Origin of the sequence: Xaviernesmea oryzae (genome assembly GCF_900109605.1) — a bacterium.
GTDB classification, from domain to species: Bacteria; Pseudomonadota; Alphaproteobacteria; order Rhizobiales; family Rhizobiaceae; genus Xaviernesmea; species Xaviernesmea oryzae.
In genome coordinates, this window is the sequence record NZ_FOAM01000012.1 from 164,697 (window position 1) to 189,987 (window position 25,291).

A 25,291-nucleotide genomic window follows, 5' to 3' on the forward strand; every position below is an offset into this window, starting at 1 on the left:
CTTGGCTGGAAGGGAGCTCACGCTGCGCGCGGGTCCCAGAGCAGCACCTGCGCGCCGGCCTCATAGGCCATGCCCTGGGGATAGCTGATCAGCTCCAGCTGCAGGCCCCAAGGCGCCTGGAAATAGAGGATCGACTGGCCGGCAATCGGCCCGTCCTCGATCGGAATGGGGCCGAGCCGCGTTGCGACCCCCTGCGCATCGAGAAAGGCCTTGGCCGCCTGGATGTCGCGGACATAGAAGGCCAGGTGAAAGGCGCCGATGTCGCTGTTCACAGGTCTATAATGCGCCTGGTCCGGGGCGGAATATTCGAAGAGTTCGAGATTGGAGCCATGGCCGGTGCGGATCATCGCCACGCGCTCGATGCGCGTGCGCGGATGGACGCCGAGCGCCTGGACCATGAAATCGCCCTCGGGATCGCCGATCGGGCCGAAGCGCAGGACCTCGGCGCAGCCGAGCACGCCGGCGAAGAAGGCGGCGGCTTCATCGAGATCCGGCACGGTGAGGCCGACATGATCGAGGCCGATACGGCCCGGCAGGCTGCCGGCGGGCGAGGTCGCGTGCGCGGTTTCGGCAGCCGGGTTCAAGGCATCGCTCATGCGCGTTTCTCCTGCAGGGGTGTGATCGCGGCCGCTCGACCAAAGCCGGATGGAAGCACGGACCCGCCGCCGCCGGCCCCTGGTGCTGCCCGATGCGTGCCGTCGGCAGCCGTGGGAGGGGTGCGGCCCAGCCAGTCGGGGTCGATCTCCGGCAGCGGAATCGCGTCGATCAGCAGGCGAGTATAGTCGGATTGCGGATTGTCGAAGACGCGGGCGCAGGGTCCGGCCTCGACGATCTCGCCATAGCGCAGCACATAGACCCGGTCGCAGACCGCGCGGATCACCGAGAGATCGTGGCTGATGAAGGCCATGGCGAGGCCCATGTCGCGGCTGAGACCCTTCAACAGGTTCAGCACCTGCGCCTGGGTGGAGACGTCGAGCCCCGAGACGATCTCGTCGGCCAGAACGAAATCGGGGCGCAGCAGCGCGGCGCGGGCGATGCCGACGCGCTGGCGCTGGCCGCCCGACAGCTCGTGCGGGCTGCGATCCAGCACAACGGGCGGCAGCGAGACGCGGGCGAGCATGGCGGCCAGCTGCGTCTCTGCCTCCGCCTCACTGCGTGCCAGTCCATGGAGAAAGAGCGGTGCGCTCAAGATCCGGCGGATCGAATGGCGCGGGTTGAGCGAGGCCATCGGGTCCTGGAAGATCATCTGCATGCGCCGGCGCAGGGGCCGCATCTCGCCTTTGCTCAAGCCCGACATCGCGCGTCCGTCGAAGCGGATCTGCCCGGCGGTCGCCGGGACGAGGCCGAGAAGCGCGCGCCCGAGCGTCGTCTTGCCCGAGCCGCTTTCGCCGACGATGCCGACCATCTCGCCCCGGCCGATCGTCAGATCCACGCCCTTGAGCACGCGGTTGCCGGGCTTCTGTCGGCCGAACAGGCCCTTGCCCCCGCCATAGATGACCTCGAGGCCTTCGACCTCGATCAGGCTGCCGGCGTTCATGAGCGGGGTCCTTCGCTGTTGCTCTGGGATAGGCCGATTTCGGCGCGCAACTGGGCAAACACCGCTTCGGGCACCGGCTCCAGCCCGGCATCCGGCCGGTCATAGCGCGGGCCGGCCGAGAGCAGCGCGCGGGTATAGGCATGGCGGAGCGCGTTGAGCAGACGCGCCGTCGGCCCGTCCTCGATCACCTTGCCGGCGTAAAGCAGCGTGACACTGTCGCAGATCTTGGCGACCACGCCGAGATCGTGCGTGACGAAGATCACCGCCGTGCCATGGGCTTCCTGCATACGGCGGATCAGGCGCAGGATTTCCTTTTGCACGGTGACATCGAGCGCCGTGGTCGGCTCGTCGGCCACGACAAGCTTCGGCTCCGGCGCGAAGGCGGCAGCAATCAGGATGCGCTGGCGCATGCCGCCGGACAGCTGGTGCGGATAGGCGGCGAGCACGCGGGCGGGATCGCGGATCTGCACCTCGTCCATCAGTTCCAGCGCCCGGGCGCGGGCAGCCGTGCGTGACAGGCCGAGCTTCAGGCGCAGCCCGTCGGTCAGCTGCGCCTCGATGCTGCGCGCTGGGTTCAGCGCCGTCTGCGGATCCTGCGGGATGAGCGTGATGTCGCGGCCGAGCAGGGCGGAAAAGGCCGCGCGCTTCATCTGCATCAGGTCCTGCCCCTCGAAGCGAACCCAGCCGCCGGTGAGCTTGACGGTCGATGGCAGGATGCCGAGCACGGCCTTGGCGACGGTGGATTTGCCGGCGCCGGATTCGCCGACCAGCCCGCGCACCTCGCCGCGCTTCAACGTCAGATCGACATCGCGCAGCACCGGCTGGCCGCCGTCGCGGGTGGAAATGGCGCTGAGCGCCTCGATGGACAGGAGCGGCTGGCTCATCGGCGCATCACCGGATCGAGCGCCACGCGCAGGCCATTGCCCAGCTGGTTGAAGGCAAGCACGGTGGCGAAGAGCGCGAGAAGCGGTACGACCAGTACCCACCAGCCCTGGTGGATCATCTGCCGCCCCTGCGCAATCATGCCGCCCCAGGTTGGGGTGTCGGAGGAGAGAGACAGGCCGACGAAGGACAGGATCGCCTCGACGATCACGGCAATGCCCATTTCCAGGCTGATCAGCGCCGCCAGGACAGGCGCGACATTGGGCAGGATTTCCTTGAACAGGATCTGCCGGCGCGAAAAGCCGATGGCGCGGGCGGCGGTGACATAGTCCAGCCCGGCCTGGTTGATCGTCTCGGCCCGGATCACCCGGCAAAAGCGCGTCCAGTCGATGATGACGATGGCGGCGATCACCGAATGCAGGCCGGAGCCGAGCACGGCCACCAGTAGCACCGAAAGAAGCACAGGCGGAAAGGCCATCCAGATATCGACCATGCGGGAGATGATCCGGTCCGCCCAGCCGCCATACCAGCCGGCGGCAAGGCCAAGCGCGGTGCCGATGAGCGCCGAAAGCCCGGCGGCGGTCACGGCGACGGTGAGCGCGATGCGCGTGCCGTAGAGCGCGCGCGAGAGCACGTCGCGGCCGAGATCGTCGGTGCCGAGCAGAAAGCCGGGTTCCGCGCCCTCAAGCCAGGCCGGCGGCAGCGTGCCCAGCATCAGGTCCTGCTCCAGCGGGTCCTTGGGCGCAAGCGCGGGGGCAAAGAGCGCGACCAGGAGGAGAAGGGCGAGAAAGCCGCCGGCGAGCACCACGCGTGGCTCAGTCAGAAGCACGCGCAGCGTCTTGCCCCGGTGGCGTGGCACGGCGAGGGGAAGGGAGAGATCAGCCATGGGCCTGCCTCGGGTTGAGAAGAGCGGCAATCAGGTCGGTTGCGATGTTGATGGCGATGAACAGCGCACCGAAGGTCAAAACGATGCCCTGGATCAGCGGTAGGTCGCGGTTGATCACCGCGTCGATCGCCATATTGCCGAGGCCGGGATAGGCGAAGATTCGCTCGACGATCACGGTGCCGCCGATCATGAAGGTGAACTGCACGCCGGTCAGCGTCAGCGTCGGGCCCACGGCATTGCGCAGCGCTTCCTGTACGACGAGCCGCAGCGGCGACATGCCCTTGAGGCGGGCGAGCAGCACATAATCCTGCAGCATCGCCTCGATCAGCGCCTCCTTCAGCGTGCGCACGATGATGGCGGCCAGCGGCAGGCCGAGCGCCAGCACTGGCATGGCCATATGGGCGAGGAGATCGCCTACGGCTGCCAAATTCAGCCGCGCCAGGCTTTCCAGGAGATAGAAGGGCGTGGCGAAAGCGACCGGCACGGACGGGTCGAGCCGGCCCGAGATCGGCAGGACGGGGAGGAACACGCCGAAGAGCAGCACCAGTGCCAGCGCCCAGACGAAATCCGGCACGGCCAGGAACAGGCCGTTGAGGAAGTCGAGCACGGGTTCGAGCGGGGTGCGCCGGCAGAGCGTGCCGAAAATGGCGAGCATGCCGCCGGCCAGAATGCCGAAGACGAGCGCGGCAAAGGCCAGCTCCAGCGTCGCCGGCAGGCGCTCGCCGATCAGCTCCAGCACATCGCGCCTGAGCGAGATCGAGGTGCCGAAGTCGCCTCTCGCGACCGCGCCGAGCCAGAGCATGAATTGCGCGCCGAGGCCGAGATCCAGCCCATAGCGCGCCTTCAGCGCCGCGATATCGGCCGGCGTGGCGCTGGGCGAAATCATCATGGCAACGGGATCGCCGGGTACCACGCGCAAGAGACAGAAGACGATGACGGCGACGCCGAACAGCGTGACGAGCGCAAGGCCAAGGCGCGTGATCAGGGGAGAGACAGCCATGCCAGGGCCTTTCTCTGGGCGCGCGGCCGGCAAGGGCCGCCTCAAGGAAAAGAGGTTGCAGGTCCGCCTTGGCGGGCTTGCGGGTTTTGTGCGGTGTCTGCGCGGCTCTCCTTGGCCGTAGCGCCGGCGACGGTCATGCGCGGGCTTGTGTCGATCATCCGCCGAGGATCGCTCGGGGCACATGCCCCGATCCGCCGGCGGCAGATCCTCGGGACGAGCCCGAGGATGACGGGAGGAGAGGGCGTGCCATGCCTTGCCGCCGGCAGGGACGCTTTGCCGAAAGCCCCGCCGCGCTTCAGGCGCCGGTGATCAGCGTCGGCTGCAGCGCGCTGGAGACGTTGGGCGTCACCTTCAGCGTGGACTTGTAGAGGATCGGCTGCACATATTGCAGGAGCGGGATCACATAGCCCTCCTCGGCAATGTATTTGTCGACCGCCTTCCAGCCGGCAATGCGCTTTTCCTCGTCCTTCTCGCCCCAGAGCGGGCCGATCTTGGCGTCGAGGTCCTCGGTCTTCCAGGCCGAGTGCGGCGTCTTGGAAAACATGGCAAAGCCGGTGGAGGTGGTGGGATCGCCGATGGCATTGCCCCAATTGTAGAAGGCGGCGGGCGCCAGCTTGTGGGCGGCGCGCAGCTCGTAATGCTTGGCGATCTCGTAGACCTCGATCTCCGCCTCGATGCCGACCTTGCGCCACATGCCGACGATCGCCTGGATCATCTCGTAATCCTTGGGCTTCAGCCCGCGCGTCGTCTGGATCTTGAACTTGACCGGCTTGTCCTTGGAAAAGCCGGAGGCCGCCAGCAGGTCGACGGCCTTCTTCGGATCGTAGCCGACTTTGATCGAGGGGTCGAAGGCGGCATATTGCGGCGCCTCCAGCGTGTCGATCGGCACGCCATAGCCGCGCAGCAGCCGCTTGACGATCCCGTCCTTGTCGATCGCATGATGGGCGGCCAGGCGGACATTCTTGTCCAGCATCGGGCCTTCATTGGTGACGAAGATCATGCCGATGTCGGAAATCGGCGTGGAGATGCCGGCGAGCCCGCTCTTGGCCTTGAGGCGGTCGAACTCCTCATAGGGCACTTCCAGCGTCACATCGGCCGCGCCGGATTCGATCTCGGCCACCCGGCTCGTCGGATCGGTGACGAATTTGAAGATCACGGTTTCGAACGCTGGCTTGCCGCCGAAATAATGCGGGTTCGCCTTCAGCCGGAGATAGGCATTGCCCTCGTAAGCATCGACCATATAAGGCCCGCTGCCGATCGGCTTCTTCTCGAAGCCTGCCGCGCCGACCTTTTCATAATAGGCCTTGGGCAGCACATAGCCGGTCAGGAAGGCCATCCATTTGAAGATGGTGGGGTCGAAGCTCTTCACATCGCCGGTGATGCGCTGGCCGTCGATCTTGAAATTGCCGATACCGGCCCAGACGCCCTGCACGGGGTTGCCGGTTTCGGGCTTGGCGGCGCGCTCCAGCGACCAGACGACATCCTCCGGCGTCAGCGCCGAGCCGTCATGCCAGCTCACGCCGGGGCGCACATCCATCCAGACCTTGGTCTTGTCGTCGTTCCAGCCCCAGGCGGTGAGAATGCCGGGCTGGAAGGAGAGGTCCGGCGCCTGGCCGATATATTGGTCGAAGATCGAGCGATAGATCGCCTGGATCGCCGGGTTGACACCCGACGGGCCGACCGTGCCGTCGAAGGAGGGCAGGTTGGCGTTGAACGCGATGGTGAGCGTCGAGCCATCGGCGGCACGAACCGGAATCTGCCCGGCCAGAACGGCGGACACGAAGGTGCATGCGCCGAGTCCGAGCACCCGGCGGCGGGTCAAATCAGTCATGGAAGTGGGCTCCGTTGTTCCCTTGGACGGATCGCCGGTCTTTGCCGGTTCATGCTTTTATTTGAAGCTTAAAATTAAATCCGGGCGGTCTGCAAGCCCTATTTCACATGGCATTGCGAAATCGCGATGCAGCATGCGCAATTGGCGCGCAAATAGGCAGATGGGTGCGGCGCGTCTCTCATTAATATGCATATGAATAAAAAATAGTCGGGCGGAGAGGCGTGAACTGCTCGGCATCGTCCGCGACCCCCGTCATCTGCCTGCCGACATCATCTCATCGATGCGGAGAAGAGACTCACCGCCTTCTCGCTGCGCAACACGGCATGCCCGCTCGTGGTGCCGGCCTCCCTCTCCCGCCGCGGAGAGGGTAGGGTGAGGGGGCGGACGCGACGCTCATGTCCTTCGCAACATCCCGCTTGACAAAATTTCAAACCTAGAAATATGATTTTGCATATAACAAACGCGCCATAGGGGAACGACAATGGCCGAACGATCTTTTGCCAGCGAGGTGGAAGACCTCAAGCTGGGTGCCGGCGAGATCTTCAGCGGCGAGGGCATTCTCGCCATCACCAAGGCATTGCTGCAGGCAGGCGTCTCCTATGTCGGCGGCTATCAGGGCTCGCCGATTTCGCATCTGATGGATGTGCTGGCCGACGCCAAGGACGTGATGGACGAGCTCGGCGTCCATTTCGAATCCTCGGCCTCGGAGGCCGCCGCCGCCGCCATGCTCTCGGCCTCGGTGATGTATCCCGCGCGCGGCGCCGTCACCTGGAAATCCACCGCCGGCACCAATGTCGCCTCCGACGCGCTCTCCAACCTCTCCTCCGGCGGCGTCACCGGCGGAGCGCTCGTGATCATCGGCGAGGACTATGGCGAGGGCTCGTCGATCATGCAGGAGCGCAGCCATGCCTTTGCGATGAAGTCGCAGATGTGGCTGCTCACCCCGCGCCCCAACCTCACGGCCATCGTCGAGGCGGTGGAAAAGGGCTTCGAGCTGTCGGAGGCCTCCAACACGCCTGTGATGCTGCAGGTCGGCATCCGCTCCTGCCACGTGCACGGGCAGTTCATCGCCAAGGACAACAAGCGCCCGGCCTTTACCCTCAAGGAGGCGCTGGAAAGCCCGCGCCGGGATGTGAACCGCATCGTCCTGCCGCCCGCATCCTTCCTGCATGAGAAGGAGAAGCTGGAGCGCCGCTGGCCGGCCGCCGTCGACTTCGTGCGGGCCAATGGGCTCAACGAGTTCTTCGGCCCCAGCGCGGGCGAGATCGGCATCATCGTCCAGGGCGGTCTCTACAACAATCTGATGCGCGCGCTGCAGCAGCTCGGCCTGGCCGATGTTTATGGCGAAAGCCGCGTGCCGATCTATGTGCTGAACGTCTCCTATCCCCTCATCGATGAGGAAGTCCTCGATTTCGCCCGAGACAAGTCGGCGCTGATCATGGTGGAAGAGGGCGCGCCCGAATATATCGAGCAGGCGCTGCATACGCTGATGCGCCGGCGCGATATCCAGACGAAGCTCTCGGGCAAGGACGTGCTGCCGCTGGGCGGGGAATATACCACGCCGGTTCTGGTCAGGGGGCTTGCCGCCTTCTTCGAGGCCAATGCGCCGAAGCTGCTCGGCAACCGCCCGCCGGTGCCCGATCCGACGCCGGTTCTGGCCGATCCACGCGTCAAGGCGCTGTCCGAAGTGGTGCCGCCGCGCCCGGCCGGCTTCTGCACCGGCTGTCCCGAGCGGCCGATCTTCGCGGCGATGAAGCTGGTGGAAAAGGAGCTGGGCGAACATCACGTCTCCGCCGATATCGGCTGCCACCTCTTTTCCATTCTGCCGCCCTTCAATATCGGCGGCACCACCATGGGCTATGGCCTCGGCCCGGCCTCCGCCTCGGCCTTCAATGTCGAGGCCGGCAAGCGCTCGATCTCGGTGATGGGCGATGGCGGCTTCTGGCACAATGGCCTGGCCACCTCGGTCGGCAATGCCGTCTTCAACAAGCAGGATGGCGTCATCCTGGTGGTCGACAACTACTATTCCTCGGCCACGGGCGGGCAGGACATTCTCTCCTCGCGCGCGCTCAATCCGCGCCGCAAGACCAACAATTCCATCGTCGACGCGGTGAAGGGCATCGGCGCCACCTGGGTGCGCCAGATCGACCGCACCTATGACGTCAAGGCCATGCGCGACACGCTGCGCGAGGCGCTGACCACCAAGGAAAAGGGCCCGAAGATCATCGTCGCCTCTTCCGAATGCATGCTGAACAAGCAGCGCCGGATCAAGCCGCTCTTCGCCAAGGCGGTGAAGGATGGCAAGCGGATGGTGAAGGAGCGCTTCGGCGTGGACGAGGATGTCTGCACCGGCGATCACGCCTGCATCCGCCTCTCCGGCTGTCCCTCGCTCTCGGTCAAGCATACGGATGATCCGCTGAAGGACGATCCTGTGGCGGCGATCGACAATTCCTGCGTCGGCTGCGGCAATTGCGGTGAAGTGTCGGAAGCCGCCGTGCTCTGCCCGTCCTTCTACCGCGCCGATGTGATCCACAACCCCACCGGGCTTGACCGATTCCTGGCGAAGGTCCGCGCCCGCGTCATCGGCTGGCTGCAGGCGCGCCGCGCCGCCGGCCGCGTCGTCTTTGCCGACTGAGGGGCCGATTGAGGGGAATGAATCCATGAACATGATGATGAGCGAACCGACGACAGGTCTTCTCTCGGCCGACAAGCCGCTGTCCATCGCCATTCTCGCCATGGGCGGGCAGGGCGGCGGCGTGCTGGCCGACTGGATCGTTGCCTTGGCCGAAGCCGAGGGCTGGGTGGCGCAGACGACCTCGGTGCCCGGCGTTGCCCAGCGCACCGGCGCGACGATCTATTATCTCGAACTGCTGAAGGCCCGGCCGGGCGCCACGCCGATCCTCTCGCTGATGCCGACGCCCGGCGATGTCGATATCGTTTTGGCCGCCGAGCTGATGGAGGCCGGGCGCTCGGTGCTGCGTGGCCTGGTCACGCCCGACAAGACGCTGCTGATCGCCTCCACCCATCGCTCCTATGCCGTCGGCGAGAAGGAAAAGCCGGGCGACGGCATCGGCAATCCCGAAACCGTGGTGACCGCCACCGATTTCGCCGCCCGCATGACCGTGGCCTTCGACATGGAGCGGCTGGCGGTGAAGAACGGCTCCGTCATCTCGTCGGCCATGTTCGGCGCGCTGGCGGCCTCCGGCGCCCTGCCCTTTTCGAAGGAGGCCTTCGAGGCGACGATCAGGGCCGGCGGCAAGGGCATCGATGCCAGCCTGCGCGCTTTCAACGCCGCCTTCGACCGCGCCACCGAGCGCAGCAATGACCGGCCAGTGGCCGCGCCGGTCAAGCGGCTGGATCCGCTGCCGGCCACGGCCGGCCATCCCGCGCTCGACCGGCTCGTCGCGCGCATCCGCGCCGAATGTCCGCCCGCAGTCCAGGCGATGGCCTATGCGGGGGTCAAGAAGCTCACCGATTTCCAGGATCCAGCCTATGCGGATGCCTATCTGACACGCCTTGGCCAGCTGCATGCGGCCGATGCGGCGGCCGGCGGCATGGCGCGTGGCTTCGCCTTTACCCTGCAGGCGGCGAAATATCTGGCTGTGGCCATGGCCTATGACGACGTGATCCGCGTGGCGGACCTGAAGACGCGGGCGAGCCGCTTCGAGCGCGTGCGCAAGGAGGTGGGCGCCAAGGCCGACCAGATCCTCTACACCACCGAATACATGCATCCGCGCATGGAGGAAGTCTGCGGCACGCTGCCCGCCCGGCTCGGCCATTTCATCGAGGCGCGGCCAAAGCTCTATGCCTGGCTCGACCGGCTGATCAACAAGGGCCGCCGGGTCAAGACCGGCACGCTCTTCTGGTTTTCCGGCCTCTATCTGGTCTCCGGCCTCCGGCGCTGGCGGCTGGGCTCGCTGCGCCATCAGCGCGAGGCCGCCCATTGGGAGACCTGGCTTGCCGAGGCGAGCGCGCTCCTGACCGAGGATTACGATCTCGCCGTCGAGGTGCTCGGCAATCGCCGCTTGGTCAAGGGCTATTCCGACACGCATGCGCGCGGCCTGTCGAAGTTCGATCGGGTGATGGCGGCCGTGCCGATGCTCAAGGGCCGCGACGATGCCGCCCCCTGGATGCGCCGCCTGCGCCAGGCCGCCCTCCTGGACGAGCAGGGCACGGCGCTGGATGGGGCGCTGAAGACGGTGGCGACGCTTTAAGCGGATCGGGTCGACCGGCCCTCTTCCGCACGGCTGGGCGAAGAGGCCGGCGCGCAGATGGTCAGGATGACGCTGCCATAAGCCGTCTTTGCCGGCGCTGCATCATAGGCCGCCGCTGCAACGCCTCGCGGGGCCGCCCGCCTGCCGATCAGCCGGCGAAAGCCGCATCCGGCAACAGATAGACGAAAAATAGCCGGCTCATCGTCATGAGCCGGATCGAGCCCCCATGCGCCTTTCTACAAGCGGGGCGCATGACACCAAAGTCCGCGCCCGAAGCCGCGACAAGACGGCGAAGCGCGCCAGGCCGAAGGAGAACGCCTGCCATGCCCGCGACCGCCCACACATCCTATTCCGATCCCGCCGCGGCGGCGGCACCGCCGATTTCGGCCGGCCGCAGCCTGCTGGTGGTGGCGCTCTGCTGGGCCGCCATCTTTGCCGAAGGCTATGATGTCGGCGTGCTCGGCGCGATCCTGCCGGCGCTGTCCGTCGATCCCGTCTGGCAGCTGACGCCGATCGAGCTCGGCGCCATGGGCAGCTATACCGTCATCGGCATGATGATCGGCGGCATCGCCGTGGGTACGCTCAGCGATCTCTATGGCCGCAAGCCGATGTTCATCGCCTGCCTCGGGCTGTTCGCACTGTGCATGATCGCCACCTCGATGGCGCCAACCCCCTTCCTCTTCGCCGTCAGCCGCTTCGTTGCCGGCCTTGGCCTTGGCGGCATCATTCCGGTGGCGGCTGCGCTCACGGTCGAATATTCGCCTGCCCGGCGCAAAAGCTTCAATTACGGGCTGATGTATTCCGGCTATTCCATGGGCCTGCTCGCCGCCGCTCTGGTCGGCCGGGGGATGCTGGCCGAGCATGGCTGGCGCAGCGTCGTCCTGGTCGGCGCGCTGCCGCTTCTGCTTCTGCCCGTCTTCCTGCTGCTCCTGCCGGAGTCGGTCGAATGGCTGGTCCTGCGCGGCCGCCAGGACAGGGCGCGCCGCACGGCAGAGCGCATGGGCATTGCCTTGCCTGCGCCCGCTGCCCGGCCGGATGCGAGCGCGCCCGCGCCAGGCTGGCGCGGCGTGCTGAAAGCGATCTTCGCGCCCAGCCATGCCTTCGAGACGCTGTGCTTCTGGGTCGGCCTGTTCATGGGTCTGCTTCTGGTCTATGGGCTGGCACAATGGCTGCCGCAGATCATGCGCAAGAGCGGCTATGATCTCGGCGACAGCCTGCTCTTCCTCGCCGTCTTCAGCTTCAGCTCGGCGCTCGGCGGCATCGTCCTGGGATCGCTGGCCGACCGCTTCGGCACCAAGCGGGTGGTGACGCTCTCCTATCTCGTCGGCGCCGTCGGCATCGTCGCGCTCGCCTTCAAGGGCTCGCTCCTGCTCAACTATGTTTTCGTGGCGCTCGCCGGCTTCGGCACGGTCTCGGCCTCGCTGATCCTCACAGGCTATCTCGCCCAGCGTCTTGCCCCGGAAATCCGCTCGGCCGGAACCGGCTGGGCCTTGTCCTTCTCCCGCATCGGCGCGCTCTGCGGCCCGCTGCTGGGCGGGGCGATCGCCGCCCTGAATGTCGAGCCGGCCTGGAACTTCTACATCTTCGCCGGCGTGGCGCTGATTGCGGCCGTCGCGACCATGGCCATTCCGGCCCGCAAGGCACGGTGAGAGGCTGGCTTACGCTTCTCCCGCACGTCGCCTTGCCGGCATCATCGCCGCCACGCCGATGAGGATCGCGGCAAGGCCGAGCCCGGCGGTGGCGCTTGGGCGTTCGCCAAGCGCGACCATGCCGATGGCGATGCCGATCGGCACGCGCAGATAGCTCTGCGCGGTCGTCGCCAGCGACCCGAGACCCTGCACCAGGCGAAAATACAGGACGAAGGCGAGCGCGGTGGAGAAGATGGAGAGCCCGCCGAGCGCAAGCAGCGAGGCCGCGCTGGGCGCCATCGTCCATGGACGGTCGACCAGCAGGCTGACGGGAAGCAGGATCATCGCGCCCGAGAGCAGCGAGCCGGTCGCCGGCAGCATCGGGTCGAGCCCGCCGAAGCGCTTGCCGAAAATGGCCGCGCCCGCATAACACAGGGCCGCCGCAAGCACGGCCAGCTGTGGCAGGATGTCGGCTCCGAGCCCGCCGATCGCCTCCGTGCCGACGACAAGGCAGGTTCCCCCCAGACCGGCGATGACACCGAAGAGCTTGCGGCCATTCGCCGGCTCATGCCGTGTCATCAGCCATGTCAGCAGGAAGGCGAAGATCGGCGTGGTGGCGTTGAGGATGACGGCGAGCCCGGCATCGATGCGCTGCTCCGCCCAGGCAATCAGCGTGAAGGGCAGCACGCTGTTGAGGCAGGCCTGGATCACAAAACGCGACCAGAGGCGCCTGTCTCTCGGCAGGGCAATGCCGCGCAGCCGCAGCAGCGCAAGCAGCAAGGTGCCGGCGATCAGCGTTCGCAAGGCAATCAGCGTAATCGGCGGGATCGTCTCCACGCCGAGCTTGATGAAGCTGTAGGAGGCGCCCCACAAGGTGGCCAGCGCCACGAGAAGCGCGAGATCCCGGTTGGGAGCGATGTTGCCGATCATGACATGTCCTTTTCTGATGGAGCCGCCGGTTCACCCTAGACAGATCAGGCCGGGCGATGCTTCGGCCGAGGCCGAAATGTCGATGGCTGGCAGACCATGCGGCGCCTGCTATGCTCCCGGTCATCGAAGTGGATCGTTTCAGGGGGCGGCGGCGTGACGGCGATGGTCTCGGGAAATACGGTGGCGGAAATCGCCAGCCTGCTGGGTGACGCCGCGCGCGCCAATATGCTTTCGGCGCTGATGGGCGGGGTGGCGATGACGGCGGGCGAACTGGCCCAGGTGGCCGGCGTCACCGCGCAGACGGCAAGCGGGCATCTCGCCAAGATGGTCGAGAGCGGGCTGCTCGCGCGGGAAAAGCAGGGCCGCCATCGCTATTATCGCCTGGCTTCCGGTGAGGTCGCCCAGCTTCTGGATGCCTTGATGCTTGTCGCCGCCAACGCCCCGGCGCGCCACCGGCCTCTCGGCCCGAGGGACGACGCGCTGAGGCGGGCGCGCAGCTGCTACGACCATATGGCCGGACGGCTGGCCGTGGCGCTTTCCGATGCGGTTCAGGCGCGCGGCTTTCTGATTCTGGAAGAGGGCGTCGGCCTTCTCACCGAGGAGGGCGAGCGCTTTTTTGCAGCGTTCGGCCTGACGCTTCGCCCACCGCGCAGCGGCACCCGGCCGCTCTGCCGCGCCTGCCTCGACTGGAGCGAACGGCGCATGCATCTCGCTGGCCAGCTGGGAGCGGCGCTGTTCGACCAGTGTCTCGCGCGCGGCTGGGTCGCCCGCATTCCCGATAGCCGTTCCCTCAGGATCAGCCGCGCGGGAGAGCTGGGCTTTGCGCGCCATTTCGGCCTGGCGGAGGACTGGGACCGGCCGGCCCGGCCCGGCGAATGGCGGGGGATGCAGCCTGCGTCGCCGGCCTGAGCCGCACCGTCCGCCGGCGGCCTTCATGCCCGCGCCGGGCGCGGCGCGGCGGTCGTCTCAAAAGCCCACGTCGTCTCTCGCCAGAGGCGCGCATCATCGATAGGAAAGGCGAGACCGATCCCCGCCGTGCCCTCGCGGGTGGAGCAGCAGAAGGAGTGCGCGATGCGCCAGGCTCTCGTCATCATCGACATGCAGCAGATCATGCAGGACCGCATCGAGGCCGGGCGCGACCACGTGAACGGCCAGGCGGCGCAGCGGATCGTGGACCTTGCCGAGAGCTTCCGCGCCCGGGGAATGCCGGTTCTCCACGTGCGCCATCACGAGGCCGATCCAGCCTCGCCGCTCCATGCCGATGCGCCCGGTGCCGCGCCCTTGACCTGCGATATGGCGCTTGCCGGCGAGCCGGTCTTCATCAAATCCACCAGCTCCGCTTTCGCCTCCACCGATCTGGCCGATCATCTCCGGCGCGAGGGGATCGGGGCGCTGGTGGTCACCGGCGCGGTCGCGGGCTTCTGCGTTAATTCCACCGTGCGCGCCGGTTGCGATCTCGGCTTTGCCATGACGGTTGCCCGCGATGCCGTGCTCGGCTTCGACCTGCCGGAGGCCGGCCTTTCGGCCGAGACGATCTTCGCTGTCACCATGGCCCATCTTGCGGCCGATTTCGCGCGGGTCGTGGAGAGCGATGCCGTGCTCGCGCCGGCATAGACGCGCCGGAAAGCGCGTCGTTCGACCGGCACTCCAGGCGTCTCACAGATCATGCTTGCGGATATTGCGCAGGATCTTGTGCAGGGTGGTGAGGAAGGCGCGATATTCGTCGTCGTCGATGTCCTGGAACATCTGCCGCAGCCCTTCATACATGGTAGGCCAGAAGACATCGAACAGCGCGCGGCCTTCTTCGGTGATCGCCACGTCGCGCACGCGCATATCGCCCGCGCGCGGCTTGCGGCTGATCAGGCCCTGCTCCTCCAGCGAATCCACCGTGCGGCTCATGGTGGATTGCTCCATCACCGCGAAGACCGAGAGTTCGTTGATCGTGAGAGACGGCGAAACGCTCAAGACCGCGAGTGCGCGCATCTTCGCCGTGGTCATGTCGCGCGTCTTCAGCTCTTCGGCCAGATTGGCGTTCCAGCGCGCGATCAGCCGGTTCATGATATAGGGGGCGAAATTGTTGAGGCCGATTTCGCCGAGGCTCGGCAGCCGGGTGTTGGGTCGCTCCGCATCGCCGAGGATCTCACCCGAAAAGCCGTTCTCCATGCCGCCGTCCTTCTGCGCTTGAAACCTGCCTGCTTCTACCGAAGCGAGGAGGCCAGCAGAAAGCCCGATCCGCCGGCCAGGCCGGGGCCCGGATGGGTCGATGCCCCGATCTGGTGCAGCCCCGGCACATGGGTGAAGTAGTTAGTGGTGGTTTTGAACGGGCGCCAGAGGAAAAACTGGTCCAGCCCGCAAAATCCGCCATAGGGGTCGCCGCCGACGAGGTTGACATTCATGGCCTGCAGGTCGGCGGGCGAAAAAGCGCGGCGGGCGAGCAGGATCTCGTCGAAATTCTCGATCTGGGCGCGCAGCATGGCCTCCACCCGGTCGGCAAACCGCTCGCGCAGCGCGTCCGTCCAGCGCCCATCCTCGGGCGTGGCGAGGTGGCCGGCGGCGTCGCCCTTGATGATGCGCGGCGTGTCCGGCAGCTGCAGCCAGAGGATCGCTCCGCCCTCGGGCGCGCGGGAGGGGTCGAGCGCGGTCGGCTGGCCGACGCAGACGGTCGGCTCGGCCGGCAGCAGCCCGCGTTCGGCCTCGTTGGCAGAGCGGGAGACGCCGTCGAGCCCGGGGGTGAGGTGCAGCAGCGCCACGCCCGACAGGGCCTCGCCCGCCTTCCAGCGCGGCTTGCCCTTCAGCGCATAGTGGATCTGCATATTGCCCTTGCCGTAGCGGTAGCGCTTCAAGCCTTCCTGGACGGCGGGCGGCGACGCGACCGGCCAGTCCCTCAACAGCTGCTCGTAGAGCTGATGCGGAGTGACGGAAGCGATGACGCCCTCGCGGCAGGGGAAGCGCCTGTTGTCCGTCAGCGCCACGCCGAAAGGCCGGCCGCCGGCGCCGCCGGGCAGGATGCGCGCGACCTCGGCGCCGGTGATGATCTCGCCGCCCTGGTCGCGGATCAGCCGGGCAAAGGCTTCGGTCAGCCTTTCGGCCCCGCCCTTGACGATCGGGCAGCCGGCCGCCTCGATGGCAAAGCCGATGACCTTGACCATCTCGGCCGAATAGGCGCTTTCCGGCCCAAGGCCGCAATGCAGCGCCCAGGGCGCGAAGAGCGCTTTCATCTCCTCGCTCGCATAGGTCGCGTCCAGATAATTGCGCGCCGGCGCCAGCGCCTCGCCGAAGAAGGCGGCCAGCGCCCGGGGCCCGCGCCGCCAGAGCTCGCGGCTCACCAGCTTCAGCGTGGCCGAGGACCAGAGCCGGCCGCCGAGCAGCGCGAAGACGAAGCCGGCATTGGCGCCGAAGCGGCCCATCTCCTGTGCGAAGGCCTGGCCATCGCCGGACGCGAGGCTGTCGAAATGGGCGATGTTTTTCGTCCGGTCCATGGAGAGAACGGCATGGCGCCCGTCCGGCGTCAGCACGCCCGTCGGCGTCGGTGAATGGCAGAATTCGAGGCCCCGCGCTTCCAGATCCTTGCCCAGCGCGGCGAAGGCCGGGGAGGTGAGGAAGAGCACCATGGTCGTGGCCATGACATCGTGGACATAGCCCGGCGCGGTGATCTCCTCCGTGCGCAGGCAACCGCCGATGCGGTCGTTGCGCTCGAGCACCAGCACCTTCTTTCCCTTGCGGCCAAGCAGCGCGGCAGCCACGAGCGCATTGATGCCGCTGCCGATGATGATGTGATGGGCATCCTGCATGGTGCTCTCCGCAAGGCCCGAACCGGCGCGGACGAGTGCTGCCGGAGGGGCGGTTCATGAGGTTGAAAGGAGGCGGACCGGCTCATTTTCGGTCCGATGCTTTCGGCAGGCGGCACCATCCTGAACCAGTGCCGGATTTCAGGTCGTTCAAACCTTGGATGCGTGGAGCCTGCCTGCTCTTACGGCGTCCGCCAGACGTTTTCGCATGTCCAAAAAGAAGTCCTTGAGAACATGTCCGTAATCGCAGCGGGAAGGATCGTTCGGCAATGGCTTGATATGGTCTTAAGGCCACTCACACCGATTGATCTCGCTCAGTCGAACGTAATTGATGGCCTCATCCAGACCCATCGCCTTGCAGACATCGTCCGGTATCCGCAGTGATTGATCCTCCTCCCCTATTTCAGGGTGGGAATGCGTCATCGGAACGACCGTGACCATGCCTGTCTGGCTTGAGGCCAGAACGATGGCACAGGGACGTTCTTTCTTGAAATGGTCCCTGTACCAAGTGTAGTCGAACCGGATGACAAGGCCCGACGTAGGGTCCGGCAGTTTCACTTAGAGATCACGCCATAGTCCGCGTTTTCAATCTCAGTGAGCAGCGCGTCGTCGATCTCGCTGACATGAAGCACCTGCACCTCACGTCTCTTCAGACGGTTGAAATGCTCAAGCTCATCTGCACTGATATAGGCACCCACGACCCGATTGTGCGACGTGACTTCAATCACCCCAGCCTTATGGACCGCATCGCGAATTCGTCCAAAATGACGAGAAAAGTCCGATGCGGAGATGCGAAGCGCTGTGCTCATGATCGATCTCCTTCCATCATCTGAAAATTACGTATTTTCCGTAATTTGTCAATGTAGAAGACGATACGACTGTTTCAGACCTGCCGGATTTAAGAGGTTCAAGCCGTTGGAACGAAACGCTTTATGGCAATTCGTTCATAAAGTTCCCGCTGCGACATAAGCTTCCTCTCCCCAGCGGGGAGAGGGCAGGCCGAAGACGCTGAGCACCCTCGCTCCCCGCGCTTACCCGATCAGCGCCAGTGCCCGCACCGGCGAGCCCGTGCCCTTGACGAGCTTCAGCGGCGCGGCGATCAGGATCGCGCCCTTGGGCGGCAGCTGGTCGAGATGGCAGAGGCTGGCCAGGCCGTATTTATTGGCCTGGTGCATGAGGTTATGGGCGGGGAAGGGCGGGGTCATGCCGCCGGCCGATCCCGCATCGGTGCCCACCGTTTCCTGGCCCCAGCCGATGACGTTCTTCGACAGGAGATATTCGATGGCATCGACCGTCGGCCCCGGCGAATGGGGGCCGGTCTCGTCGGCATTGAGGAAGGTCTCGGTCGAGCCGTTGCGCTTGTACCAGTCGGTGCGCAGCAGCACCCAGCTGCCGGCCTCGATCTCGCCATGCTCGGCTTCCCATTCGCGGATGCTGTCGGCGGTCAGCAGATAGTCGGGGTTCTCGGCGGCTTCCTTCGAGCGGTCGATGACATTGACGGGCGCGACGAAATTCTGCGGCGGAATGGTGTCGGTGGTGTTTTCGGGATGGTCCTTGCCGGTGATCCAGTGGCAGGGCGCATCGAAATGCGTGCCGGTATGTTCGCCCAGCTCCAGCCAGTTCCAGGCCCAGAAGGGGCCGTTCTCGTCATATTCGGAAATGGTGTGCACGGCCACTTTCGGCGTGTTCTTGCCGAACTGCGGCGGCAGGTAGAGCACGGGCGTATCCGGCCCGAGCGGCGCGCTGAGATCGACGACCTTGACGGCGCCGCTGACGAGGCTGGTGGCGAGTGCGGTGAGTGCTTCGGTCATGCTGTTCCCCTTGTCGACGGGCCGCGTGCCAACCGGGAAGGCCGCGGCCATTGGGGCGAAGCTTAAGCAGGGAGCATGAGAATGCAAGCATCAGAAAGCCCTCCCGACAAAATATTTTAAGCCTAAACGATTTCGGTGGAGCCATCGGATTTTTGTGCTAGCCTTCATTCGGCGCGGCCATTCGCTCGACTGGCGGGCGCGGTCGCAGCCTGCGGTTCCAGTCGTCCAGAAGACCCGGTCTCGGCGGTTCGACCGGCCGCGATATATGCATTCAAAAATAATGGGGCCGAAACGGTCCTGCGGTGATGCAAGGTTCAAGGGGCTCAATGCCCGGGGCTCTGAGGGGAGCTTGACGATGTCGACATATGACGCGCTTGTCGTCGGTGCCGGGCATAATGGCCTGGCGGCTGCCATTCACCTGGCCAGCCGGGGCTGGTCCGTGGCGGTGGTGGAGGCGGCCTCTGCGCCCGGCGGCGCGGTGAAGACGGCCGAGCTGATCGAGCCGGGCTTCCGCCACGATCTCGGAGCGATGAACCTGTCGATGTTTGCCGGCTCCGCCTTTCATAAGACCTATGGCGCTGAGCTTGCCGCCCATGGTCTTCAATTCGTGCCCGCGACGGACAGTTTCGCCAGCCTGTTTCGCGATGGCAGCCATTTGGGCGTCAGCACCGACAGGGCAAAGACCCGTGCCGCCATCGCCGCGCTTTCCGCTGCGGATGCCGAGGCCTGGGACCGGATGAATGGCGGGTTCGGCGCGCTCGCCACGCCGCTTTTCGGCCTGCTCGGCGCGCCGATGCCGTCGCTGGCCGGCGCCAAGGCGCTCTGGCAGGCCTTTCGCCAAGGCGGCTTTGCCCGGCTGTACGATCTCGGCCAGCTGTTGCTCTCATCGCCCCGCGCCTTTCTCGACCGCCACTTCGAAAACGACAGGCTGAAGGCGATGATGGCCGCCTGGGGCCTGCATCTGGATTTTGCTCCTGACACGGCCGGTGGCGCGCTGTTTCCCTATCTTGAAACCATGGCCACCCAGGCCTTTGGCATGGTGATCGGCGCCGGCGGGGCCGACAGCATGATCAAGGCCATGGTCGGCTTGCTGCAGGCCAAGGGCGGCACGCTGCTGCTCGACAGCCCGGTGCGCGAGATCGTCGCCGAGGGCGGACGCGCAAGCGGTCTCGTTCTGGCCGATGGCCGGCGGCTGACGGCCCGGCGCGCGGTGATCGCCAATCTACACCCCAAGCTGGTCTTTGGCGGCCTGCTGCCCGACACCGCGCCGCTGCCCGAACGGTTTCGCCAGGGCGTGAAACGCTTCCGCTCCGGCCCCGGCGCCATGATGATCCATCTGACGCTCGACGCCCTGCCAAACTGGCGCGGCGCGCCGGAGCTCGCAAGCTTCGCCTATGTGCATCTGGCGCCGGATCTCGCCATGATGAACCGCGTCGCGGCCGAGGCCATGGCCGGGCTCTTGCCGGCCGAGCCGGTGCTCGTCGTCGGCCAGCCGACCGCGCTCGACCCGACGCGCGCGCCAGCGGGCAAGCATGTGCTCTGGGTGCAGGTGCGCGTGCTGCCGGCCGAGATCAAGGGCGACGCGGCCGGTGTCATCGCTGCACGGGCGTGGGACGAGGTCAAGGAGGACTATGCCGACCGCGTGATGGCGCTGATCGAACGCTCAGCACCCGGGCTTTCAGCCAGCGTGCGCGGCCGCCATGTCGTCTCCCCGCTCGATCTCGAGCGGGACAATCCCTGCCTGATCGGCGGGGACAGCCTGGGTGGCTCGCACCAGCTCGACCAGAATTTCCTCTTCCGCCCGGTCGCCGGCTGGTCGCGCTACAAGACCCCGGTGGAGTGCCTCTATCTCTGCGGCGCGGCCACCTGGCCGGGCGCCGGCACAGGGGCCGGCTCCGGCTTCCTGCTGGCCAAGGCACTGGCGCGATAGGGCATTGGGCCGGAAAGGGAGCCGGACTCCCGGATGCTCGACGCAAGACATCACTCTCGCGCATCGACGCGATCCCGGATTGCTCTGTGGCGCGCCTGCCTGTCTCGTGTCTTCTCGCGATCAGCACGCGCGCCGTTCCGAATGGAAAAAGCTTGACGCAGCGGCGGCTCTCCCGCAGGTCAGCAGGCTGAAACGGTCAGGCGGCATCTCCGCCCGGCCTTGTCGTTCCGCAAGGCGCTGCCTGGTTCAGGGCGCGGCCGCGGACGGGATGGACTGAAACCGGGCGCAGCGCATGGATCTCGAACATATCGTCAGCGACACCCAGGAAGGCAAGAAGCCGGAGTTGCGCCTCTGGCTCAGGCTTTTGTCGACCACCAAGCTGATCTCGCAGGAAATCCGCCGCCGCCTGCGCACGGAATTCGGCGCCACCCTGCCGCAATTCGACCTGATGGCCCAGCTCTACCGGGAGGAGAAGGGCCTGCGCCTGGGCGAGCTCTCCAGCCGCACCATGGTGACCAATGGCAACATCACCGGCCTGGTCGAGCGGCTGGAAGCGGACGGCCTGGTGCTGCGCACCCGCCCGGAAGACGACCGCCGCGTCACCGTCGCCCGCCTGACGCCCGCCGGACGCGCCGGCTTCGAAGCCATGGCCCAGGCGCATGAAGGCTGGCTGAGGGAGATGATGGCCGAGGTCGACCCCGCCATCGTCGCCAGCCTGCTCACCCATGTCGGCGCCATCAAGGACTCGGCCCGGCGGCATTTGTCGGAGGAATAGGCGGATGCGCATGGGGACAAGCGGCCGCACTCGGCCTTAATGGCTTACGCATCGGGAAAGCGCTTGACGACCTCAATCCTGCCGACGATCGCGGCATTGAATGCGTTCAGATCCTCGGCCGGAATCCAATATTCCAGATGTGCTTTGCCGCCGGCCTCTTGCACCGCGTAGCGATCCAGAAAGTCCCTGCGAACTGCAAAACGCGTCACAAAACCGGCGCCACTGCGCGGCACGTTCCAATCGCGAGCGATCTTTACGGCGTAGTCCTCGGACAGGACAGGATAGAAGATCGGTTGATCCGGCAAACGCGGCGGGAAACCGCGCCTATCAAGCCCCTCGATCAGAGCCAGTTCCTCAGGTCCGACAGGGCGCCATAGGATGATAGTGTCTTCCATAGATCAGGCTCATATGCTGGTTGTTGATCCGGCGGTGTAAATCGCCGTCTGTCTTGTGATGATATCTATCACGCCCAAGCACAGCGAGCTTCACAATCTCCGTCTTCCCCCTGTCTGCGTTGCGCGCCATCGCCAGGTCAGCCGGAATCATGGACATCGCGCCCCGAAATAACCCCTAAATCACCCCATTTGCCGCGACGGATCGCTGCCGCCTATCCGTCAAAGCCCTGTCGATGCCTGGAGAGACAGGCTTGCCTTCATCCCCCGCCTTGGGCCCACACGCCCTTCGCTCAGGAAAGGTCGGTTGCGAATGGACAACAGCAAGGACATGGATGCGGCACTGGCGCTCTGGCGTTTCGGTCTCGGTCCCCAGGCCGGCAGCATCGCCGCGCTGGGTGACGGCGCCCGCGATCTCCTGCGCGAGGAGGTGGCGGAGCGCGCGGTGCCGGTGCCCTCGGGCGCGCGGCTGCACTCCACTGCAGCGCTTCTGGAGGAGCTCAGGCTCTTTCAGCAGGCCGAAAAAGCCGAGCGCGAGCGCCCGCCATCGCCCGCCGCCGCGGCAGGCCAGCCCGGTCAGGCAGCCTCTCTCCCGGCAAGCGACACGGCCAAGGCAAAAGTTCAGCCCGTTTCCGCCGACCCCGCAATGGCGCCCGCCGCCATGGCCGGCAAATCGGCTCAGCCCGATGGCATGGACCCCAAGCCGCGGATGCAGACGCCCAAGCCACCTGAAATGGCCAAGCGCCGTTATCTGCCGCAGGAGATCCTGATTGCCGAGGCCGAGGCGCGCTTCAACGGCACGCTGCACACGCCGCTGATCGGCTTTGGTGAGCGTCTGGCGCAATTCTGGACCAATCATTTCGCGGTGGCCACCAGCAAGGGCGGCGAGGTCCATATCGTCGCCGGCGCCTTCGAGCGCGAGGCGATCCGGCCGCATCTCTTCGGCCCCTTCGAGGAGATGCTGCAGGCGGTGGAGACCCATCCGGCCATGCTCGCCTTTCTCGACAATCAGCAATCGGTCGGCCCGGCCTCGCCGGTCGGGCAAAAGGGCAAGCAGGGCCTCAACGAGAACCTCGCCCGCGAGATCATGGAGCTGCACACGCTCGGCGTCGACGGCGGCTATCACCAAGCCGATGTCACCGCGCTCGCCCGCATCATCACCGGCTGGACGGTGGCGCGCAGCGAGAAGCAGCCCGAAAACGTGCGCGGACGCTTCTTTTTCCGCCCGGAGGCGCATGAGCCCGGCGACCAGACGGTGATGGGCATCACCTATGCCGCCGGCGGGGCGGAAGAGGGGCGGGCAGTGCTCTCCGATCTCGCCCGCTATCCGGCCACGGCCCATCATCTGGCCGTCAAGCTCGCCCGTCATTTCGTCGCCGACGATCCGCCGGCCGCCCTCGTGAGCCGGCTGGCATCAGCCTATACCCGCTCCAAAGGCAATCTCTCCGCCGTCTATCTCGCTTTGATCGAGGCGCCGGAGGCCTGGAGCCCTGAGCTCGGCAAGATCCGCCCCCCGCTCGACTATGTCGGGCTGATGCTGCGCACGACCGGGCTGAAACCGAAGCCGGAGCAGGTGCTGCAGGTGATGAAGGCGCTCGGCCAGCCTTATTGGGACCCCTCTGGCCCCAATGGCTTTTCCGATCGCAGCGATGGCTGGGCCTCGCCCGAGGGGCTCGCCACAAGGCTCGATGCCGCAAGTCTCTTCGCCGGCCAGGTGACGGGCGATCTCGATCCCCGTGCCTTCGTGGCTGACCGGCTCGGGCCCCTTTTGAGCCCGCAAACGCTGCAGACCGTCTCCCGTGCGGAAACCCGCGCACAGGGCCTGACGCTCGCCTTCCTCTCCCCCGAATTTCAAAGGCGATGACCCATGCTGTGTGATCCTCTCACCCCCACCCGCCGCGCCGTGCTCGGCGCTTCCGGCGCGCTCTTCGCCTGGGCCTTCATGCCGAAGCTGGCCTCGGCTGCCGGCACGCGCGATTCGCGTTTCATCACCATCATCCTGCGCGGCGCGCTGGATGGGCTCACCGCCGTGCCGCCGATAGGCGATCCCGATTATGCCGGCCTGCGCGGCGATCTCGCGCTCACCACGCAAGGGGTGGGCGCGGCGCTGCCGCTCGATGGCTTCTTCGGCCTGCATCCGGCCATGCCGCAATTCCAGCGGCTCTATCGCGCCGGCCAGGCGGCGGTGATCCATGCCAGCGCCACCGGTTATCGCGACCGCTCCCATTTCGATGGCCAGGACGTGCTGGAATCAGGCTTCCCGACCCCCGGCCATGTCGAAACCGGCTGGCTCAACCGGCTGATCACCGTGCTGCCTTCGGGCGAGCGCGTCGCGCCGGGCCCCGCCGCCAGACCGGTGGCGGGGCTCGCCATCGGCGCCACGCCGCCGCTCTTGATCCGGGGTGCCGCCCCTGTGCTCGGCTGGGCGCCGCCCATGCTCAGGCCGGCGACCGGCGATATCGCCGCCCGGCTCACCGACCTCTACGGCCAGACCGACCCGATGCTCGCCGGCCTCCTGCACCAAGGCATCGAGACCGGCAAGATCGCCGCCGGCCTGGATGTGAAGGCCAAGGGCGGCCCGGGCGATCCCGATGGCATGGAGCAGATGGCGCGCGGCGCCGCCCGGCTTCTGGCGCGCGAGGATGGCCCACGCGTCGCCGCCCTCGCTTTCGAAGGCTGGGACACCCATGCCCAGGAGGTCGACCGCCTCGCCAAGCTGCTCGGCGGCCTCGACCGCGCCTTCGCCGCCTTCGAAAGCGGCCTTGGCCCGGCCTGGAAGGACACGGCCATCCTCGTCGCCACCGAATTCGGCCGCACCGCCCGGATCAATGGCACGGAGGGCACGGATCACGGCACGGGCACGGTGGCCTTCCTCGCCGGCGGCGCCGTGAAAGGCGGCAGGATCATCGCCGACTGGCCGGGTCTCAAGGAGAAGGCGCTGTTCGAAGCGCGCGACCTCGCGCCGACGACCGATCTCAGAGCCGTGGCCAAGGGCATCGCCGTCGATCTCTTGGGCGCGCCCGCAGGCCCGCTCGGCGAGCATGTCTTTCCCGGCACGGCCCTGCTCAAGCCAATGACCGGGCTGATTGCCTGAGGAGCGGAGCGGATCGCGCCGCCGCTGGCGCATTCTCCCGCTGTGCCGACTCCGTGGAACATCCTGCTCGGGCTTGTCCCGAGCATCCACTGCCCTGCAAGCGCGCGCGAGGTCGTGTCCCCTTCCAAAGCCATTTCTCCATTTGTCTTCCAAATTTTATCCGCTCTCACCCCATTCGCCCGCCTGTTTAGCGACGTCTCGGCGTCCTTTGCGGGGAGGTTGGCTTGGCTCACGACCTATGGAGGACACTTTTCTCTATGCCATTTCAGCGGGTTACGCTCATCCGTCATGTTTCCTTCATTTTGAGGATTGACGTTTTTGGGTGGGTAGCCGTATAAGGCGCTCATCGAACGAGGGGTTGCGGCGCTTCTGGCGCTGGTTTTCTTCGTTTTTGTGTTTGGCCGGTTTTTTGGCTGAATGTTTTCCGACAGGATCTGCCGGATGGCGGCGTTTCTGCCTTGTTGGCCCTTGTGGCTGGTGGGGTTGATTTGGTGTCGTTTTGGGTTGGTTTTGTGTGGGTTTGAGGGCTGCTTTGCTCTCTGTTTTTTGACAATTGAAGATGGAAGAAAGAGAAACGTGGTCGGCGGAGTTTC

General features: G+C 66.2%; 22 protein-coding genes. 9 read left to right on the plus strand and 13 right to left on the minus strand.

Translation table 11 applies throughout. The features are described from left to right. Positions 1-17: 17 nt before the first annotated feature. The 6 genes from BMX61_RS16065 to BMX61_RS16090 form a co-directional block, all read right to left on the minus strand. Positions 18-596: a VOC family protein gene (locus tag BMX61_RS16065; RefSeq protein WP_075626092.1), complete on the minus strand. Its 579-nt coding sequence runs from the start codon at positions 594-596 to the stop codon at positions 18-20. After that, positions 593-1,537 (minus strand): ATP-binding cassette domain-containing protein, encoded by a 945-nt coding sequence (locus tag BMX61_RS16070; RefSeq protein ID WP_083639259.1) that lies wholly within the window; start codon positions 1,535-1,537, stop codon positions 593-595. Before BMX61_RS16070 ends, BMX61_RS16065 begins: the two co-directional genes overlap by 4 nt. Further along, a complete protein-coding gene (locus BMX61_RS16075) occupies positions 1,534-2,421 on the minus strand; it encodes an ABC transporter ATP-binding protein (RefSeq protein WP_075626091.1) in 888 nt (295 codons plus the stop codon). Before BMX61_RS16075 ends, BMX61_RS16070 begins: the two co-directional genes overlap by 4 nt. Continuing rightward, a complete protein-coding gene (locus BMX61_RS16080) occupies positions 2,418-3,305 on the minus strand; it encodes an ABC transporter permease (RefSeq protein WP_075626090.1) in 888 nt (295 codons plus the stop codon). Before BMX61_RS16080 ends, BMX61_RS16075 begins: the two co-directional genes overlap by 4 nt. Next, a complete protein-coding gene (locus tag BMX61_RS16085) occupies positions 3,298-4,305 on the minus strand; it encodes an ABC transporter permease (protein ID WP_075626089.1) in 1,008 nt (335 codons plus the stop codon). The genes BMX61_RS16080 and BMX61_RS16085 overlap by 8 nt, the downstream gene beginning before the upstream one ends. Positions 4,306-4,600: 295 nt before the next feature. Then, a complete protein-coding gene (locus BMX61_RS16090; protein WP_075626088.1) occupies positions 4,601-6,136 on the minus strand; it encodes an ABC transporter substrate-binding protein in 1,536 nt (511 codons plus the stop codon). Between the two features lie 481 nt (positions 6,137-6,617). Between BMX61_RS16090 and BMX61_RS16095 the strand changes: the two genes are divergently transcribed. From BMX61_RS16095 to BMX61_RS16105, 3 genes are all read left to right on the plus strand, one after another. Further along, the gene (locus tag BMX61_RS16095; protein ID WP_075626087.1) at positions 6,618-8,771 is read left to right on the plus strand and encodes an indolepyruvate ferredoxin oxidoreductase subunit alpha; all 2,154 of its coding nucleotides are present in this window, start codon (positions 6,618-6,620) and stop codon (positions 8,769-8,771) included. Positions 8,772-8,796: 25 nt separating this feature from the next. Then, positions 8,797-10,350 (plus strand): indolepyruvate oxidoreductase subunit beta family protein, encoded by a 1,554-nt coding sequence (locus tag BMX61_RS16100; RefSeq protein WP_075626086.1) that lies wholly within the window; start codon positions 8,797-8,799, stop codon positions 10,348-10,350. Positions 10,351-10,673: 323 nt separating this feature from the next. Then, complete coding sequence (locus BMX61_RS16105) at positions 10,674-11,999, plus strand: MFS transporter (RefSeq protein WP_075626085.1); 1,326 nt, start codon at positions 10,674-10,676, stop codon at positions 11,997-11,999. A gap of 9 nt (positions 12,000-12,008) precedes the next feature. Here the strand turns inward: BMX61_RS16105 and BMX61_RS16110 are convergent, their stop codons facing one another. Continuing rightward, positions 12,009-12,908 (minus strand): DMT family transporter, encoded by a 900-nt coding sequence (locus BMX61_RS16110; protein WP_075626084.1) that lies wholly within the window; start codon positions 12,906-12,908, stop codon positions 12,009-12,011. A 162-nt stretch (positions 12,909-13,070) separates the two neighbouring features. On the opposite strand from BMX61_RS16110, the gene BMX61_RS16115 reads away from it, so the two are divergent. After that, positions 13,071-13,817 carry an ArsR/SmtB family transcription factor gene (locus BMX61_RS16115; protein WP_083639258.1) on the plus strand — a complete coding sequence of 249 codons (747 nt, stop codon included), beginning with the start codon at positions 13,071-13,073 and terminating at the stop codon, positions 13,815-13,817. A gap of 162 nt (positions 13,818-13,979) precedes the next feature. After that, on the plus strand, positions 13,980-14,522 hold the full coding sequence (locus BMX61_RS16120; protein WP_075626082.1) for an isochorismatase family protein: 543 nt from the start codon (positions 13,980-13,982) through the stop codon (positions 14,520-14,522). Between the two features lie 42 nt (positions 14,523-14,564). Here the strand turns inward: BMX61_RS16120 and BMX61_RS16125 are convergent, their stop codons facing one another. The 4 genes from BMX61_RS16125 to BMX61_RS16145 form a co-directional block, all read right to left on the minus strand. Further along, entirely contained in the window at positions 14,565-15,071 is a 507-nt protein-coding gene (locus BMX61_RS16125; protein WP_075626081.1) for a MarR family winged helix-turn-helix transcriptional regulator, read from the minus strand. Between the two features lie 35 nt (positions 15,072-15,106). Then, on the minus strand, positions 15,107-16,699 hold the full coding sequence (locus BMX61_RS16130) for a phytoene desaturase family protein (RefSeq protein ID WP_075626080.1): 1,593 nt from the start codon (positions 16,697-16,699) through the stop codon (positions 15,107-15,109). A gap of 551 nt (positions 16,700-17,250) precedes the next feature. After that, positions 17,251-17,505, minus strand: coding sequence for a type II toxin-antitoxin system Phd/YefM family antitoxin (locus BMX61_RS16140; RefSeq protein ID WP_075626078.1), 255 nt, complete (start codon positions 17,503-17,505; stop codon positions 17,251-17,253). A 222-nt stretch (positions 17,506-17,727) separates the two neighbouring features. Further along, positions 17,728-18,507 (minus strand): cyclase family protein, encoded by a 780-nt coding sequence (locus tag BMX61_RS16145; protein WP_075626202.1) that lies wholly within the window; start codon positions 18,505-18,507, stop codon positions 17,728-17,730. A gap of 355 nt (positions 18,508-18,862) precedes the next feature. Between BMX61_RS16145 and BMX61_RS16150 the strand changes: the two genes are divergently transcribed. Then, a complete protein-coding gene (locus tag BMX61_RS16150) occupies positions 18,863-20,437 on the plus strand; it encodes a phytoene desaturase family protein (RefSeq protein WP_075626077.1) in 1,575 nt (524 codons plus the stop codon). A gap of 292 nt (positions 20,438-20,729) precedes the next feature. After that, positions 20,730-21,212, plus strand: coding sequence for a MarR family winged helix-turn-helix transcriptional regulator (locus tag BMX61_RS16155; protein ID WP_075626076.1), 483 nt, complete (start codon positions 20,730-20,732; stop codon positions 21,210-21,212). Between the two features lie 44 nt (positions 21,213-21,256). Here the strand turns inward: BMX61_RS16155 and BMX61_RS16160 are convergent, their stop codons facing one another. Beyond that, positions 21,257-21,607 carry an ADP-ribosylation/crystallin J1 gene (locus tag BMX61_RS16160; RefSeq protein WP_075626075.1) on the minus strand — a complete coding sequence of 117 codons (351 nt, stop codon included), beginning with the start codon at positions 21,605-21,607 and terminating at the stop codon, positions 21,257-21,259. 310 nt (positions 21,608-21,917) lie between these two features. On the opposite strand from BMX61_RS16160, the gene BMX61_RS16165 reads away from it, so the two are divergent. Beyond that, a complete protein-coding gene (locus BMX61_RS16165) occupies positions 21,918-23,468 on the plus strand; it encodes a DUF1800 domain-containing protein (RefSeq protein WP_075626074.1) in 1,551 nt (516 codons plus the stop codon). 3 nt (positions 23,469-23,471) lie between these two features. Next, a complete protein-coding gene (locus tag BMX61_RS16170; RefSeq protein WP_075626073.1) occupies positions 23,472-24,698 on the plus strand; it encodes a DUF1501 domain-containing protein in 1,227 nt (408 codons plus the stop codon). A gap of 297 nt (positions 24,699-24,995) precedes the next feature. On the opposite strand, the gene BMX61_RS24745 is transcribed toward BMX61_RS16170, so the two are convergent. Then, on the minus strand, positions 24,996-25,291 hold a 296-nt coding region (locus tag BMX61_RS24745; RefSeq protein WP_170854959.1), incomplete at its 5' end, for a hypothetical protein.